Source organism: Streptomyces sp. NPDC097129, from assembly GCF_055668065.1.
In genome coordinates, this window is sequence record NZ_JBVOQE010000003.1 from 43,642 (window position 1) to 59,920 (window position 16,279).

Consider the following 16,279-nt stretch of genomic DNA (forward strand, 5'->3'; position numbering starts at 1 on the left):
CGGACCAGGAGTGGCGAGGAGCGAGCGTGGTGAACGGAGTCGGCGAGGGCTGTGCGGCGCTGAGTGCCGTGGCGGACGCCGTGCTGTACGAGGGGTACCTGCTCTACCCGTACCGCCGGTCCTCGGCGAAGAACCGGGTTCGCTGGCAATTCGGCGTACTGCTGCCCCGGAACTGGGTGGAGCGGGACGGCCCGGTCACGCCTGGACTCTCCGGCTCCGCCGACTCCTGGTACCAGCAGACCGAGTGCCTCGTCCGGGCGCGGCGCGAGGACGCCGCCGTACGGGTGCGGGTGCGGTACCTGCAGCTCCAGCACAAGCAGGTGGAGGCGGCCGACGGGGACGGGGGGCACCGCCCGGTCGAGTCGTTGCGGACGGCGGACGGCGTCACACACCTGTCCTTCGAGGAAGCGGTGCCCCGCGAGACCGAGCTGGTGCTCACCCTGGAGGAGCTTGTGCACGGCGGCCGGACCGTCGAGGTGGGGGCGCCGGCCGGTGCGGAGTACGAGCCGTTGCCCGCCGGAGCGGGGCGGACGGCGCGGCGGCGCCGGGAGGTACGGGCCGGGGCGACGGTTGTGGCCGAGCCCCTGGCCCCGGAGCTGTACCGGTTGCGTGTGCGCACCGAGAACGCCGACCAGGCGCCGGATCCGGCGGCCCCGCGCGGTGCGGTCCTGGGGCAGGCACTACTCGCCACCCACACTCTTCTCGTCGGCGACGGCGTCGAGTTCGTGTCGCTGATCGATCCGCCGGCCGCCCTCGCGGAACAGGTGCGCGGCTGCCGCAACGCCTTCACGTTCCCGGTGCTCGGCGGGGCGCCGCAGCAGTCCGCCGGCGAGGACGGGGCCACCGGCGCGTCCCTGCTCTCCGCACCGATCATCCTGCCGGACCATCCGCAGGTGGCGCCGGAGAGTCCCGGCGATCTGCACGACGCGGCGGAGATCGACGAGATCCTCACCCTGCGCACGATGCTGCTGACCGACGAGGAGAAGGCCGAGGCGCGGGCCACCGATCCGCGCGCCGCCCGGATCGTCGACCGTGTGGACACCATGCCTCAGGAGGTCTTCGCCCGGTTGCACGGCACCATCCGCTCCCTGGCCCCGGCTCAGGCTTCGGCTCAGGCGCCCGCTTCGGCCCGGCCGGCCTGGTGGCAGGAGGGCGGTGACGACGGCCTCTTCCCCACGACGGACACGGTGCTGGTGGACGGGGTGCTCGTCGGCGGCGGCAGCCGGGTGCGGCTGCGCCCGCGCGTCCGGGGCGCCGACGCCCAGGACATGTTCCTGGCCGGGCGGTCCGCGCGGGTCTCCGCGCTCTTCCACGACGTGGACGGCAGCGTCCACCTGGCCGTCACGGTGGACGACGACCCCGCCGCCGAACTGCACGGCTGGTACGGCCGGTTCCACTACTTCCGCCCCGACGAGGTGGAACCGCTCGCCGTCGCGGACGCACCGGACCAGGGGGCCCCGGCCCGGCCGCGGTCCCCGCGGCCCGCACGCCCGGCCGACCGCCCCGAGAGTGGACGGTCCGATGCCCACGCCTGAGGGGCCGGCCGACCGCCACCGGCCGGCCGCCGCCCCCGGCGAACCCCCAGCACCGACCCTCGCGGCCCCGTCGGCCGCGGCCTGAACGGTTTTCGAGACCCGGCTGCAACGGAGGCTCAGAGATGACCACACAGAGCGGTACCACCGAAGTGGGCGGCGAGCCCGCCAGGGCCGAGGCCCGGGAGGGGTTCGACGAGATCACCATCCTCTGGATCTCGGAAGGCATGAGCTGCGACGGCGACACGGTGTCGCTGACCGCCGCGGGCCAGCCGTCCATCGAGGATGTGGTGCTCGGCCTCATCCCGGGGCTGCCGAAGGTGAACCTCGTCAACAAGGTGCTCTCGCCGAGCCTGGGCGGTGAGGACTTCCTCGCCCCCTACCGGGCGGCGGCGCGCGGTGAGCTGGAGCCGTTCATCCTCGTCATCGAGGGTTCGATCCCGAACCAGAACATCATCGAGGGCGACGGTTACTGGACGTCGTTCGGCAACGACCCGGAGACGGGCGAGCCACAGACACTCAACGAGTGGATCGACCAGCTGGCGCCCAGGGCATGGGCGGTGGTCGCGGCCGGTACCTGTGCGACGTTCGGCGGCATCCACGCCATGGCGGGCAACCCGACGGGTTGCATGGGCCTCGCGGACTACCTGGGGTGGGAGTTCAAGGCTCGCTCGGGACTGCCGGTGGTCAACGTGCCCGGCTGTCCGATCCAGCCGGAGAACTTCATGGAGACCCTGGTCTGGGTGCTGCAGCACGCGGCCGGCGCCGCTCCCCCGCCGCCGCTGGACCACATGCTGCGTCCGCAGTGGCTGTTCGGCAAGACCGTGCACGAGGGCTGCGACCGGGGCGCCTACTACGAGCAGGGTGACTTCGCGAGGGACTACAACTCCCCCAAGTGCCAGGTGAAGGTCGGCTGCTGGGGTCCGGTCGTCAACTGCAACGTGCCCAAGCGCGGCTGGATGGCCGGCATCGGCGGCTGCCCGAACGTCGGCGGCATCTGCATCGGCTGCACGATGCCGGGCTTCCCCGACGCCTTCATGCCGTTCATGGACGAGCCCCCGGGCGGCACGCTGTCGACGATGGTGATCAGGCCGTACGGGGCGGTCATCCGCCGGCTGCGCGGCCTGACCAACGACATGGTGAACCGCGAGCCCAAGTGGCGCCACAACAAGAACAAGCTGACCAGCGGTTACGACCCGCACTGGCGCGCGTGACACCCCCGGTGCCCGCGCCCGTCCCCCATCCCGCCACCCATCAGCCGAACCCGAACAGCGAGGGGCAGTACCGCAGATGACCACCACCGAGTCCCGGTCCGCAGGACGCAAACCCGCCCAGCTCGTGGACATGTCCTGGGATCCGATCACCCGGATCATCGGCAACCTGGGGATCTACACGAAGATCGACTTCGCCAACCGGGAAGTCGTGGAGTGCCACAGCACCTCGTCGCTCTTCCGCGGCTACTCGGTGTTCATGAAGGGCAAGGACCCGCGGGACGCCGGCTTCATCACCTCGCGGATCTGTGGCATCTGCGGCGACAACCACACCACCTGCTCCAACTACGCCCAGCAGATGGCCTACGGCGTCAAGCCGCCGAAGCTGGCCGAGCACATCACCAACCTGGGCGAGGCGGCGGAGTACATCTTCGACCACACCATCTTCCAGGACAACCTGGTCTTCGTGGACTTCTGCGAAGCGATGGTCAAGGCCACCAACCCCAGCGTCCTGGCCCGCGCCGAGCGCACCGACGCGCCCCGCGGCGACATCCACGGCTACCGGACCATCGCCGACGTCATGAAGGCCTTCAACCCCTTCGAGGGCGAGGTCTACAAGGAGGCGCTGAAGGTCAGCCGGATCACCCGGGAGATGTTCTGCCTGATGGAGGGGCGTCACGTGCACCCCTCCACGCTGTACCCGGGCGGGGTCGGCACGATGCCGCAGCCGAGCGTCTTCACCGACTACCTCAGCCGTCTGATGCGGGTCATCGACTTCATCAAGAAGGCGGTGGCGATGAACGACGACGTCTTCGACTTCTTCTACGAGGCCCTGCCGGGCTACGAGGAGGTCGGCAAGCGCCGCATCCTGCTGGGCTGCTGGGGCGCCTTCCAGAACCCGGACGTCGTCGACTACCGGTACGCGACGATGAACGAGTGGGGCAAGGCGATGTACGTCACCCCGGGCATCATCGTGGACGGCAAGCTGGTCACCAACAACCTCATCGACATCAACCTCGGCCTGCGCATCATGCTGGGCAGCTCGTTCTACGAGGACTGGGTCAACGAGGATCCTTTCGTCACCCACGACCCGCTCGGCAACCCGATCGACATGCGCCACCCGTGGAACCAGACCACCGTGCCGGTGCCGCAGAAGCGGGACTTCGAGGGCAACTACAGCTGGGTGATGAGCCCCCGCTGGTACCACCCGGAGACCGGTGACCACCTCGCCCTGGACACCGGTGGCGGCCCCCTCGCCCGGCTCTGGTCGACGGCCCTGAGCGGCCTGGTCGACACGCCGTACGTCAAGGCGACCGGCGGCGGTATCCGCATCACCCTGCCCAAGGGGGAGAAGCTGCCGGAGACCACCCTGGAGTGGCGCATCCCGAAGTGGAGCAACACCCTGGAGCGGGACCGCGCCCGGCCGTACTTCATCGCGTACGCCGCCGCCATGGCCCTGCAGTTCCTGGAGGAGGCCATGGGCATGCTCAGGAGCGGCGACACGAAGGTGTACGAGAACTTCGAGGTGCCGGACGAGTCGATCGGCTGCGGCTTCCACGAGGCCGTACGCGGCGTCCTCTCGCACCACCTGGTGATCCGGGACAAGAAGATCGCCAACTATCACCCATACCCGCCCACCCCGTGGAACGCCAGCCCCCGCGACATCTACGGCACCCCGGGCCCGTACGAGGACGCCGTCCAGGGCCAGCCGATCTTCGAGGAGAACGGGCCCGACGACTTCAAGGGCGTCGACATCATGCGCACGGTCCGCAGCTTCGACCCCTGTCTGCCGTGCGGCGTCCACATGTACATGGGCAAGGGCAAGACCCTGACCACCGTGCACTCGCCGACGTACGGAGCCGACCATGGCTGACACCACCGTACGGCTGGCGGACCCGGCGGTGGAGGCGCGGCTCGCGCGCCTCGACGAGGTGCTCGCCGGACTGGAGTCCGCTCCCGGACCGGCCATGGAGGCGGTGCGGCTGCTGACCGAGGTCTACGGCGAGGCCCTCGCCCGGGTGCTGGACCACGCGGCGCAGGAGCTGCGGGAGATCCTGGCGGAGGACGAGCTGCTCGGTCACCTGCTGGTGCTGCACGACATCCACCCCGAGCCGCCGGAGCGCCGGGCCGAACGCGCGGTCCAGAAGCTGCGGCCGGCGGTGCGTGAACGCGGCGGCGACCTGGTGTGGGCCGGCGTCGAGGAGCAGGTGGCCCGGGTCCGGCTGGACAGCGGCGGCGGCTGCGGTTCGGGATGCGGCGGCGGATCGGCGGGCGTCGTCGACGCCGTGCGGGCCGCCGTCCTCGCCGTGGCCCCGGAACTTGAATCGGTCGAGGCGATCACCGAGGAGCGCAGGGCGGCTCCGGCGTTCGTACCGCTGAGCACGATCAAGCGCCGGGCCCAGCCCGAGGAGGCGCGGTGAGCGTGGACGGGGCGCTCGCCCGGGTGATCCGCTCCACCGCCGGCGGTGCGGAGCGGGCTGCGACCGAGCGCTGCGAGCTGTGCGCCGCCCACGTGAGCGAGGAGCACCCCCACCTGTACGACATCGGTGCCGCCGAGGTGCGGTGCGTGTGCCGGCCCTGCTCGGTGCTGTTCGCCGACGACGGGGCGGGCGAGGGCCGCTACCGGCTCGTGCCCCGCCGCCGGCTGCGCCTGCCCCCGGTCGACACCGGGGTGCTGGGTGTACCGGTGGGGCTGGTGTTCTTCGTGCCGCGCGCCGACGGCACGGTCACCGCGCAGGGACCGAGTCCCGCCGGGGCCATGCGCTGGGAGGTGGACGCGGCGGCCTGGCGGCGGCTGGCCGCCGCGGTACCGCAGCTGGCCGCCATGGCACCGGATGTGGAGGCGCTGCTGGTGAACACCGTACGCGGACTCGACGAACACTGGATCGTGCCGGTCGACGACTGCTTCCGGATGACCGCCCTGGTCCGCCGCGAGTGGCAGGGCCTCTCCGGTGGCGGCCGGGTCTGGCCGGCCGTAGAACAGTTCTTCAGGGAGCTGACCGAGCGATCGTGAGGACCGAAAGGAGACCGGACATGGGAAGCATCCGGGTGGGCCGGCCCCAGGCCAGGCCCGACACCCCCTCCCACGTGCGCGGACTGCATCAGGGCAACAGGGGCCCGTACCAGCACCAGACCGGACATCACCAGGACGGCACTTCCGACGCGCGCCGCTCCACCGGTATCCACTGGAAACGGCATGACGCCCTGGTGAAGGACATGCCGAACATCTCACCGGGATGAGAGAGCGGAAGTGACGCCATGAAGGCCATGAAGGCCATGAACACAGCCGGGCGAAGAAGAAGGGCCGCGCGGCGTGGTCTGTCGGGACGGCAGCTGCTCGCGGCGCAGGGCGCGCTGGCGGGCAGCGTGATCGCGGTCCTGATCGTCAAGGAACTCCCGGGCATCGTCCGTGAGTTGCGGATCTACCGGATGACCGGGGGGCTGCGCGCCCGCCACCGGTACCCCTGAGGCCGGCGTGCACGAGTTGTCGATCGCGACCGCGATCGTGGAGCAGGCCGGGGAGATCGCGCGCGCGGACGGCGCCGACGGTGTCGCGTCGGTGACCGTCCGCGTCGGAGAGCTCGCGGGTGTGGTGCCCGACGCGCTGCACTTCGCCTTCGAGGTGGCCCGCGACGGTACGGCCCTCGCGGCGGCCCGGCTCGTGGTGGAGCAGGTTCCCGCGCACGCCTGGTGCGGGGAGTGTGCCGAGGAGTTCGCGGTCGGCATGCCCCCGTTCTTCTGGTGCCCGCGCTGCGACCGGCCGTCCCGGGAGCTGCGCAGGGGACGCGAGCTGGAGATCACCGGCGTCGAGACCTGAGCAGTACGACGGACATCGGCCCCGCCTTCACGGCGGGGCCGATGTCCGTCCGGAGGCGGGTCAGCAGATGCGCGGCAGCTGCTCGCCCAGCGGGAGGTCGAGCACCCTGGTGCCGCCGAGTCCGGTGGCGACGACCACCATGCCCGGGTGGTCGGCCACGCATTCGCCGATCAGGGCGGCTCCGGCGCCCTGCGGGTGGGCGTGCATCGCCGCCAGCACGGCGTCGGCGTGCCCGGCGGGTACGAAGGCGACGAGCCTGCCCTCGTTGGCGACGTACAGCGGGTCCAGGCCGAGGAAGCCGCAGGCGTTCGCGACCTCGTCGGGCACCGGGAGGGCCCGCTCGCGCAGCCGGACACCGGTACCGGAGGCGCGGGCGATCTCGTTGAGGGACGCGCCCAGGCCGCCGCGGGTGGGGTCGCGCAGGACGTGGATGTCCTTGGTGACCGCCAGCATGGCGGCCACGAGGTCCGCCAGGGGTGCGGTGTCGGAGGCGATCTCCACCCCGAACTCCAGGCCCTCGCGCACGCTCATGACCGCCACTCCGTGCAGGCCGATGGGCCCGCTGACGATGACGGCGTCGCCCGGCCGGGCCCGCTGCGGGCGGATGTCGACGCCGTCGGGCACGAGACCGACGCCTGCGGTGGTGATGTAGACGCCGTCGCCGTGCCCGGACTCCACGACCTTGGTGTCGCCGGTGGCGACGATGACGCCCGCCGCCTCGGCCGCCGCGCCGACGGCCCGCGCGACGCGTTCCACGACGGCCAGTTCCACGCCCTCTTCGAGGATGAAGGCGGTGGAGAGGTACGCGGGCCGGGCTCCGCTCATCGCCAGGTCGTTGACGGTGCCGTTGACGGCCAGGTCGCCGACGCAGCCACCGGGGAAGAACAGCGGCCGCACGACGTAGGAGTCGGTGGAGAAGGCCAGCCGGGTGCCGCCCAGGCCGAGGACGGCGGAGTCGGTGAGGGCGGCGAGGGTGGGGTTGCCGTAGGCGGGCGCGAAGACTTGCTCGATCAGTTCGGCGGACAGGGCGCCGCCGCCGCCGTGGCCCATGACGACGACCGGCTGGCCGCGCAGGGGGGCGGGGCAGCTCCAGTTCGCGGGGTCGACGACCGGTCCGGTCGCCTCCACCGCTTCGGTGGCGAGATCAGCCAACGGGGTTCATCTCCTCACGGGGGACACGGGATCCCTGCCGGGCCGGGCCGTCGGTCATGCGGCGGTAGAGGTAGTAGGCGGCGCAGGCGCCCTCGTTGGACACCATGGTGGCGCCGAGCGGGGTGCGCGGAGTGCAGGCGGTGCCGAACGCCTCGCACTCGGTCGGCTTGATCAGCCCCTGCAGGACCTCGCCGGCCCGGCACACGGCGGGCTCCTCGGTGCGGATGCCGGTGACGTCGAAGCGGTGTTCGGCGTCGTAGGCGCGGAAGGCGTCGGTCAGCCGCCAGCCGCTGGCCGGGATGGGTCCGATGCCGCGCCAGTTGCGGTCGGCGACCTCGAACACCTCCTCCAGCATGCGCAGGGCCGCCGGGTTGCCCAGGTCGCGTACGGCCCTGGGGTAGGCGTTCTCCACCCGGTGCTCGCCCCGTTCCAGCTGGTGGACGGCGCGGCGGATGCCCTCCAGGATGTCGAGCGGCTCGAAACCCGTCACCACGATCGGCACGCGGTGCTTCGCCGCCAGGTCCGGGTACTCGGCGGTGCCCATCACGCTGCACACGTGACCGGCGGCGAGGAAGCCCTGCACCCGGCAGCGGGGGGCCGTCATGATGGCCTCGATCGCCGGGGGGACGCGGACGTGGGACACCAGCAGGCTGAAGTTGTCCAGGCCGAGGCGGCGGGCCTGGTGCACGGCCATGGCGTTGGCGGGCGCGGTCGTCTCGAAGCCGATGGCGAAGAACACGACCTGGCGGCCGGGGTTCTTGCGGGCGAGGTCGAGCGCGTCGAGCGGTGAGTACACCACGCGGACGTCGCCGCCCTCGCCCTTGACCCGGAACAGGTCGCGGTCGGTGCCCGGCACGCGCAGCATGTCACCGAAGGAGCAGAAGATCACGTCGGGGCGGGCGGCGATCTCCAGGGCCTTGTCGATGACCTCAAGCGGCGTCACGCACACCGGGCAGCCGGGGCCGTGGATCAACTCCACCTGTTCCGGCAGGAGCTGGTCGATGCCGTGGCGGATGATGGAGTGCGTCTGGCCGCCGCAGACCTCCATCAGCGCCCAGGGCCGGGTGGCGGTGGCCCGGATCTCGTCCAGCAGCCGGCGGGCCAGCGCTGGGTCGTTGAACTCGTCGATGTACTTCATCGGACGTCACTTCCGTTCTCCTGCCGGGCGGCCTGTTCCCAGGCATCGCCGAACTCCTCCTCGAGCAACCCCAGTTGCTCGAACAGCTCCAGGGACGCGCGGGCCGACTCCTCGTCGAGGCGCTGCAGCGCGAATCCGACGTGGACGATGACGTACTCCCCCACCTGGACGTCGGGCAGGTACTCCAGGCACGCCTGTTTCTGCACTCCTCCGAAGTCGATCAGTCCGGTGAGGGGGTCGGCGCTCTGGTCGATGGACACGACCTTGCCGGGCACTGCCAGACACATGGGTCACTCCGTCTCGTGGTGGTGGGCTGTTCCGGCGACCATCAGCTGGCCGAGTGCCAGTCCCCCGTCGTTCGGGGGGACCTCTTGGTGCCGCAGGACTGTGAAGCCGTCCCGGGTGAGCCGGACGGCGCACTCCTGCTCCAGCAGGGCGTTGGCGAAGACGCCTCCGGTGAGGGCGACGGTGGCCAGGCCGGTCGCGGTGCGGGCGCGGTGGCAGATCTCCGTGACGGCCCGCGCGACTCCGCGGTGGAAGCGGGCCGCGAGTACCGGGACGGGGGTGCCGCGGGCCTGGTCGTGCAGGAGGGCCGTCAGCATCGGCGCGGGGTCGCAGCCGATGCTGTCCCCGCCGCCGAGGCCGAAGGGGTACGCCTCGGTGTCCGAGCCGCCGGCCTCGAGCGCGGCCGCCTCCAGTTCCGCCGCGGCCTGCGCCTCGTAGCCCGCCCGGTGGCACACGCCGACGAGTGAGGACACCGCGTCGAAGAGCCGGCCCATGCTGGAGGTGGGCACACAGGCCACCTGGCGTTCCAGCTGCCGGCGCAGGACCGCGCGTTCGGTGTCCGAGCAGGCGGTCACGCTCGGCAGCCCCGGCGTCCAGGGCAGCCCCGCCGCCCACAGCCGGGCCAGGGCCAGCCGGCACGGGTTGGCCACGCCGGCGTCCCCGCCCGGCAGCGGGGCGGGGACCAGGTGGGCGAAGCGCCGGTACCGGCTGTAGTCGGCGAGCAGGACCTCCCCGCCCCACACCGTGCCGTCGTCGCCGTGACCGGTGCCGTCGAAGGCGACGCCGATCACGGGTGTGGTGCCGTCGAGGCCGTGCTCGGCCATCGCCGAGGCGATGTGGGCGTGGTGGTGCTGGACGAGCACCGGTGCGGGCAGCCCCAGTCCGGCGGCCCGGGCGCGGGCGCGCCGCAGCGAGTGGTAGCCGGGGTGCCGGTCGGCCGCCACCCGGCGGGGGGTGACGCCGGTGAGGCGGCCCAGGTGCCGTTCGGCCCGCTCGGCGGCCTCCAGGGTGGCCAGCTCGCCCATGTCGCCGATGTGCGGGCCGAGCCAGGCGTGCTCGCCCTCGCCCAGGCAGGGCACGTTCTTGAGGTCTCCGCCGACGGCGAGCGTGGGGCGCACGGGGCGCGGCAGGCGCAGTGGGCGGGGGACGTATCCGCGGGAGCGGCGCAGCACCTGTTCGGTGCCGTCGGGGCGGACCCGGAGCAGGGAGTCGTCGCAGAAGGCGGCGATGGGCCGGTCGTGGCCGAGCCAGGCGTCGGCGAGTCCGGCCAGCCGGGTCAGTGCCTCGGCGTCGTCGGTGACGATGGGCTCACCGGAGCGGTTGCCGCTGGTCATGACCAGCGTCCGGGGGCCGGGGGGATCACCGGGAAGTCCGAACAGCAGGGTGTGAACCGGGGTATAGGGCAGCAGCAGGCCGATGTACGGGCTGCCTGGACAGACCTGGTCGGCGAGGCGGAGGCCGTCCGGGGGTGTGCGGCGGCGCAGCAGGACGATGGGGCGGCGGGCGGCGGTGAGGGCGGCGCGTTCCGCGTCGGAGAGGAGGGCGATCCGCTCGGCTGTGGCCAGGTCGGCGCACATCACCGCGAATGCCTTGCCGCCCCGCTCCTTGCGGTCGCGCAGGGCGCTGACCGCCCGGGGGTCGGTGGCGTCGCAGGCCAGGTGGTAGCCGCCGACGCCCTTGACGGCGACGATCCGCCCGGCGGCGAGCAGCGCCCGTGCCGTCGCGAGCGCCTCCGCGTCCCGGGCCGGGCGGATCCCGAGGCCCTCGGCCGGGGTGAGTGCGAGGCGCGGGCCGCAGTCGGGGCAGGCGACGGGCTGGGCGTGGAAGCGCCGGTCGGCCGGGTCGCCGTACTCGTGGGCGCAGGCGGGGCACATCGGGAAGCCGGCCATGGTGGTGGCCGCCCGGTCGTAGGGCATGCCGGTGGCGATGGTGAAGCGGGGGCCGCAGTGTGTGCAGGTGACGAAGGGGTGACGGTGGCGGCGGTCGCCGGGGGCGGCCAGTTCGCGCAGGCAGTCGGCGCAGGTCGCGGTGTCGGGCGGGAGCTGGGTGCGTCCGGGGGCCCGCTCGGTGGAGCGGATGGTGAACGGGCCGGTCTCGCCGGTGGCGGGCAGGTGGACGCCGTCGACCGCGGTGACCGTGGCCAGGGGCGGCGGCTGAGCGGCCAGCAGCGCGCAGAAGCGGTCCACCTCGTCCGCCGGGCCCTCGATCTCGATGAGGACGCCGTCGCCGGTGTTGCCGACGAATCCGCTCAGGCCGATCGCGGCGGCGAGGCGGTGCACGTGCGGGCGGAAGCCGACGCCCTGAACGGTGCCGCGCACCGTGAGCCGACGGCGGACCAGTCCGGTCGCGGGGGCGGTCATGCTACGGGTGCGGCCGGGGTGTGGTGGTGGCCGTGCGGGTGCGGGGCGAGGGGCGGCCGGTGCGCCGGGGCGCCGTCGCGGGCGGCGAGGGAACGCTCCAGCAGGGTGCCGACGCCGGCGCCGGTCCGGGCGCAGGAACGTACGATCTCCACGCCCGGGTTGACCCGGTGCACGTTCTCCTGGAAGAGGCTCTCGTCGAAGCCGGCCGGTCCGGCGAGGTCGGTCTTGGTGATGACGACCAGATGGGCGGAGCCGAACGCGGTGGGGTACTTCAGCGGCTTGTCCTCGCCCTCGGTGACGGCCATCAGCACGATCCGGAGGGTCTCCCCGAGGTCGTAGGAGGCCGGACAGACCAGGTTGCCGACGTTCTCCACGAAGAGGACGGAGGTCTCCGGCGGCAGCCAGTCCTCGAGCCTGGCCCGGACCTGGCGGGCCTCCAGGTGGCACAGGCCGTCGGTGAGCAGTTGCTGGACGGGGGCGCCGGAGCGGGCCAGCCGGGTGGCGTCGTTCTCGGTGGCCAGGTCGGCGGTGAGGGCGGCCACCGGGACGCCCTGCTCCACCGCTCGGGCCAGTACCCGGCCGAGCAGTTCGGTCTTGCCGCTGCCGGGACTGGACAGCAGGTTGACCACGGTCACGCCCTGCCGGGCGAGCTCGCCGCGCAGGGTCGCGGCCAGGTCGTCGTTCTTCGCCAGGACGGCCTGTCTGACGTCGGACCCGCACATGGGCACTGCTCCTCGGATAGGCGACGGAGCCCGGGCCGCCTTCCGTGCGGCCCGGGGTCTCATCGATCTTCGGCGCCGCCGGGCGCGGTGCCGGGCAGCGCAGCCGTGCGCGGGGTCCCGGATTCCATCGGGCGGCCCAACGGGGGCGGCGGTGCGGCGCCGGATTCCATCGGGTGGCCCAACGGAGTCAGCGGTGCGGCGGGGTTGTCGAGCAGGGCGGGCAGGAGCGCGTGCAGGGCGTCCACGGCCCGGCCGACTGTTTCGCGCACCGTCGCGCTGAGTCCCGGCAGGAGGTCGTCGTCGCTCGGCAGGACGGCGGGTTCGCAGGCCAGGACGAGGACCCGGGGCAGTGGCTCGTCGCCCAGGTGGGTGGCCAGGGCCAGCACCTTCGCCGGGTCCATGCCGTGGGCCTCGGGCGGGACGGTGCCGTCGGGGGGTTCGGCCTCGATCAGGGAGAGGGTGCCGGGGCGGTGGCCGCGCGGGGCCGCGTCGACCAGGACGGCGGTCGCGTAGCCGGACAGCAGGTCGTAGGCGAGGTCCATGCCGCGGATGCCGTAGTCGCGGACCCGTACCCCGGACGGCAGGGGGCGGTCTTCGAGGGCGCGGATCACCTCGGGACCGAAGGCGTCGTCGGCGAGGAAGATGTTCCCGACGCCGGCCACCAGCAGCCGCGGCGTCACCGGAGCTCTCCGCCGGCCGGGGCGAGGGGCCGGTGCGAGCCGCCCGGCGTCTTGCGGACGAAGGCGGAGCGCAGGGCGTGGTAGGGGGCCTCGGGGTCGAAGAAGAGGGCGTGCATGCGGGCCAGTTCGTCCTCCCGGTAGCGGGCGAGGGGCCGTTGCCGTTCGTCGGCTGTGCGGGCCGCAGCCTTCTCGGCGAGGAGGCGGTCCAGGCCGGGGGTGGCGGCGAGGTCGGTGGCCAGCCGGCCGACCTCGGCCGCGAAGTCCTGGGGTGTGGCGGGCACCAGCCGGTCCACGAGCCCGATCCGCCGGGCGGTCGCCGAGCTGACCGGCAGCGCCTCGGCCGTCAGCCGGCCGGCCCACTCCGTGCCGACGCGGCGCGGCAGGGTGTAGGTCCAGAACTCGGAGCCGTACAGGCCCATCCGGCGGTAGTGCGGATTGAGGACGACGCCGGTGCGGCACCACACCTGGTCGGCGGCGAGGGCGAGCATGGCGCCGCCGGCCGCGGCGTTGCCGGCCAGCGCGGCCACCACCAGCCGGTCGGTGGTGCGCAGCACGGCCTCGACCAGGTCGTCCATCGCGTTGAGGTTGGTCCAGGACTCCTGGGCCGGGTCGGGGGCCGCCTCGATGACGTTGAGGTGGATGCCGTTGGAGAAGAAGTCCCGCGGCCCGCCGAGGACGAGGACGCGGGTGGGCCGACTGAGCGCCTCCCTGTAGGCGGCGAGCAGTCGGCGGCACTGGCCGGTGCTCATCGCGCCGCCCGGGAAGGAGAAGGCGAGGAAGCCGACGTCACCCTGCTGCCGGTAGCGAATGTCGGTCCAGGTGCGCCGATCGGGCGGCAGTTCCAGCGGGGCCGGGTCCTCGGGGAGAGCGGGACCCGGCTGCCAGGAGGCGAGTACGCAGGCGGCCGGCCGGCGGAAGGGTGCGGGGTCGCCGGAGTTCTTGCGGGGGCGCAGTTCCGGGATCCAGACGGCGCCGTCGCGGGTGGCGCGGCAGACGGCGCCCGCGCGCTGGGCCAGCAGGGCGCCGGGGCGGCCGCGCAACCGGTCTTCGGGGTGGCCACCGTGCAGGAACACCTCGTGCCCGAGGAGTTCGTCCAGGACACCGGGCTGGGAGTCGGCGCCGCGCAGCGTGCGCAGGACCGTCTCGGTGTCGTCCCGTTCCCAGTCGATCCGCCGCCGTTCCTGCCGGATGACGTCGCGCCGGACGACTGTGACCGACTCATCTGTCTGCGCCAGCGGCTTGTGGGCGCCTTCGGCGTAGCGCCGTACGGCCGTCAGGACGGCTTTGACGGCGGCGTCGGACGCCTCGTTGCGGTACAGGTCGCTCTTGCCGACGGGCGGGACGGGGAACGGCTCGGCCGCCCAGATCGCACCCGCGTCCATGACCGCCTCGGCCTGGAGCACGGTCACGCCCCACCGCTCCGCCCGGCCGGAGACGGCCCAGTCCAGCGAGGAGGGGCCGCGGTCGCCCGGCGGGCCGGGGTGGACGATCAGACAGGTGTGTTCCCGCCACACGTCCTCGGGCAGCGCGGTCTTGAGCATCGGCGCGACGATCAGGTCCGGGCGCAGCTCGCGCACGGCTGCCCGGACCGGGTCGGGGCCGTGCGTGGCCAGGACGACGTCCACCTGGTGCCCGTGGTCCGACAGTTCGGCGTACACGCGCTGGGAGAGACTGTTGAACGCGCTCGCGACGAGCAAGATGTCCATGACACGGCATGCTCGCCCCTCTTCCAGGTGCAGTGAAGAACCGCGTCGGCGTTTCGCCGGCCTCGGTCAGGTCTCTTCCTCCATCCGGATCGCATGGCGCAGGTCCTCGAACGCCTGGCCCCGCTCCTCCCGGTGCGCCTCCAGGAGGGCCGCGGCGATCGCGTCGAGCTTGCGCTGGACGGCGTGCTCGGCGCGCACCTCGGCGTTCTTCAGCAGGGCCAGCAGCAGGAGTGTGACCGCCGTCATGGTCTCGCCCGCGAGCAGCAGCAGTTCGAGTGGCAGGTGGGCGGCGTGGGCGGCGACGAAGAAGCCGATGAGCAGCAGGCAGAAGAGGAAGAACGCCGGGGAGCTGGTGAAGTTCGAGGCGTACTCGGCGAACTGTTCGAACCGGCCGCGACGGGAGCCGCCGCGGTGCACGGGGTTCTTGAAGGTCATGACCGAGCCTTTCCCCACGGCGGGGCCCGGCGCACAGCCTTAAGGGTGGCACCCCGGCGCACGGCCGGAGGGTGGGGGCTCCGACTCACGGGCTGGAGGATCGGGGGCTCCGGCGCGCGGCCTGGAGGGTCGGGGGGCTCCGGCGCGCGGCCGGAGGCCTCATCGACCTCACGTACATGAGCTGGGCTTCACGAACAGCCTCAATTTGCGCGTCGCAGAGGAACGACGACCTTTTCACCGGTGCACTTGGGCACTGAGCCGGTAGCAGCTGATGTGTGCGAGCCGCTCAATTTCTTCGAACCACCCCGCCTCAACGAGCGGGCGCCAAGTGCGAGAGAAGACGGTCAGTCACATACGCTGATCGTCTTCACCGCCACGGCCGCCGTGAAGCTCGGACTGCCGGAGCACCCAGAGGCCCACGAACAGCGCCGCTCCCGGCGCCTGCCGGAGGAGCGGCCGGTGGCCGAGCACGTGGTCCAAGCGATGTGGCGGCTCGCCCAGCACGGCTTCCCGGCCGTAGAGGGCGAGATACGTCAGGACGCATCGCGCGACGCGCGTCAGAACTCGGCGTGGGCCCGCGCCCCGACGACCAGTTCGCCGAGGTGGCCCACCTGGCGCCGCGCCTGGGCTGCATTCGCAGCGTGTCGTGTCTATCTCTGGTCCCGGGGGTTCAGAGGCTTGCCCGTTTCGGCGGTCCAGTCGGTGCGGCCGGGGCCGGGGAAGGCGCCGGCGGGGTTGGGCGTCAGGCATGGGGGGCGCTCCCGTCCCGCTTCAGGTAGTCGTCCGGAGGGCAGCCAGTGTCCGGGTCCGTCGTGGGGCACATGCTTGGGTTCTCTGCGTCGCCGAAGTACCCGTAGAGGTAGACCCACACCGTGCACGTCGGATCGTCGGTGAAGGACAACTGCAACTCATGGCCGCGCGTGGCGTTCTCATCAGCGACGATGCGGCCGCTGCCATCGGGACCGACGTAGAAGGCCCAGCGACCGGTGGACAGTGTCTCGGGGCGAGCGCAATCAGCCATCGCCTCCACCTTGTCGAAACCCGTGCCGGCGAAGCTGTGCTCCGTCGAGAAGGTCAGGGACGTCCCGGCGGAACTGGTCCACGTCCCAACCAGTTCCTCCTGCGCGATATCTGCCGAATGGATCGAAGCGGCAGACCCGCAGGACGCTGCGAGGACCACCCCCGTCGCCGTGAGAACAATTGCACGCCAGCCGCGCATGATCACAGACCTCTCCCCAAGG

General features: G+C 72.5%; 17 protein-coding genes. 8 read left to right on the forward strand and 9 right to left on the reverse strand.

Annotated features, from left to right (window positions below; translation table 11 throughout):
* The first annotated feature begins 26 nt into the window (after positions 1 to 26).
* From AC0B9F_RS10810 to hypA, 8 genes are all read left to right on the forward strand, one after another.
* Entirely contained in the window at positions 27 to 1,535 is a 1,509-nt protein-coding gene (locus AC0B9F_RS10810; protein ID WP_472001004.1) for a hypothetical protein, read from the forward strand.
* A 122-nt stretch (positions 1,536 to 1,657) separates the two neighbouring features.
* Complete coding sequence (locus tag AC0B9F_RS10815) at positions 1,658 to 2,746, forward strand: NADH-quinone oxidoreductase subunit B family protein (RefSeq protein WP_472001006.1); 1,089 nt, start codon at positions 1,658 to 1,660, stop codon at positions 2,744 to 2,746.
* 76 nt (positions 2,747 to 2,822) lie between these two features.
* Positions 2,823 to 4,616, forward strand: a complete 1,794-nt coding sequence (locus AC0B9F_RS10820; RefSeq protein ID WP_472001008.1) for a nickel-dependent hydrogenase large subunit — start codon at positions 2,823 to 2,825, stop codon at positions 4,614 to 4,616.
* Positions 4,609 to 5,163, forward strand: a complete 555-nt coding sequence (locus AC0B9F_RS10825; RefSeq protein ID WP_472001010.1) for a NifU family protein — start codon at positions 4,609 to 4,611, stop codon at positions 5,161 to 5,163. The genes AC0B9F_RS10820 and AC0B9F_RS10825 overlap by 8 nt, the downstream gene beginning before the upstream one ends.
* Entirely contained in the window at positions 5,160 to 5,756 is a 597-nt protein-coding gene (locus tag AC0B9F_RS10830) for a DUF5947 family protein (protein ID WP_472001012.1), read from the forward strand. The genes AC0B9F_RS10825 and AC0B9F_RS10830 overlap by 4 nt, the downstream gene beginning before the upstream one ends.
* A 20-nt stretch (positions 5,757 to 5,776) precedes the next feature.
* Positions 5,777 to 5,983 (forward strand): hypothetical protein, encoded by a 207-nt coding sequence (locus tag AC0B9F_RS10835; RefSeq protein WP_472001014.1) that lies wholly within the window; start codon positions 5,777 to 5,779, stop codon positions 5,981 to 5,983.
* An 18-nt stretch (positions 5,984 to 6,001) separates the two neighbouring features.
* A complete protein-coding gene (locus tag AC0B9F_RS10840; protein WP_472001016.1) occupies positions 6,002 to 6,211 on the forward strand; it encodes a hypothetical protein in 210 nt (69 codons plus the stop codon).
* A gap of 7 nt (positions 6,212 to 6,218) precedes the next feature.
* Entirely contained in the window at positions 6,219 to 6,560 is a 342-nt protein-coding gene (hypA, locus tag AC0B9F_RS10845; RefSeq protein WP_363263035.1) for a hydrogenase maturation nickel metallochaperone HypA, read from the forward strand.
* Positions 6,561 to 6,620: 60 nt separating this feature from the next.
* On the opposite strand, the gene hypE is transcribed toward hypA, so the two are convergent.
* The 9 genes from hypE to AC0B9F_RS10890 all read right to left on the reverse strand — a co-directional run bounded on the left by hypE (position 6,621) and on the right by AC0B9F_RS10890 (position 16,263).
* Positions 6,621 to 7,712 (reverse strand): hydrogenase expression/formation protein HypE, encoded by a 1,092-nt coding sequence (hypE, locus tag AC0B9F_RS10850; RefSeq protein ID WP_472001019.1) that lies wholly within the window; start codon positions 7,710 to 7,712, stop codon positions 6,621 to 6,623.
* Positions 7,705 to 8,850 carry a hydrogenase formation protein HypD gene (gene hypD / locus AC0B9F_RS10855; RefSeq protein WP_472001021.1) on the reverse strand — a complete coding sequence of 382 codons (1,146 nt, stop codon included), beginning with the start codon at positions 8,848 to 8,850 and terminating at the stop codon, positions 7,705 to 7,707. Before hypD ends, hypE begins: the two co-directional genes overlap by 8 nt.
* Complete coding sequence (locus tag AC0B9F_RS10860) at positions 8,847 to 9,137, reverse strand: HypC/HybG/HupF family hydrogenase formation chaperone (protein WP_366839543.1); 291 nt, start codon at positions 9,135 to 9,137, stop codon at positions 8,847 to 8,849. Before AC0B9F_RS10860 ends, hypD begins: the two co-directional genes overlap by 4 nt.
* A 3-nt stretch (positions 9,138 to 9,140) precedes the next feature.
* Complete coding sequence (gene hypF, locus AC0B9F_RS10865; protein WP_472001022.1) at positions 9,141 to 11,495, reverse strand: carbamoyltransferase HypF; 2,355 nt, start codon at positions 11,493 to 11,495, stop codon at positions 9,141 to 9,143.
* Positions 11,492 to 12,217 (reverse strand): hydrogenase nickel incorporation protein HypB, encoded by a 726-nt coding sequence (gene hypB, locus AC0B9F_RS10870; RefSeq protein ID WP_472001024.1) that lies wholly within the window; start codon positions 12,215 to 12,217, stop codon positions 11,492 to 11,494. The genes hypF and hypB overlap by 4 nt, the downstream gene beginning before the upstream one ends.
* 59 nt (positions 12,218 to 12,276) lie before the next feature.
* On the reverse strand, positions 12,277 to 12,897 hold the full coding sequence (locus AC0B9F_RS10875; protein ID WP_472001026.1) for a hydrogenase maturation protease: 621 nt from the start codon (positions 12,895 to 12,897) through the stop codon (positions 12,277 to 12,279).
* Positions 12,894 to 14,603 carry an enoyl-CoA hydratase-related protein gene (locus AC0B9F_RS10880; protein WP_472001028.1) on the reverse strand — a complete coding sequence of 570 codons (1,710 nt, stop codon included), beginning with the start codon at positions 14,601 to 14,603 and terminating at the stop codon, positions 12,894 to 12,896. The genes AC0B9F_RS10875 and AC0B9F_RS10880 overlap by 4 nt, the downstream gene beginning before the upstream one ends.
* Before the next feature lie 66 nt (positions 14,604 to 14,669).
* Complete coding sequence (locus AC0B9F_RS10885; RefSeq protein ID WP_472001030.1) at positions 14,670 to 15,038, reverse strand: hypothetical protein; 369 nt, start codon at positions 15,036 to 15,038, stop codon at positions 14,670 to 14,672.
* Positions 15,039 to 15,780: 742 nt separating this feature from the next.
* Entirely contained in the window at positions 15,781 to 16,263 is a 483-nt protein-coding gene (locus tag AC0B9F_RS10890) for a hypothetical protein (RefSeq protein ID WP_472001033.1), read from the reverse strand.
* Between the last annotated feature and the right edge of the window lie 16 nt (positions 16,264 to 16,279).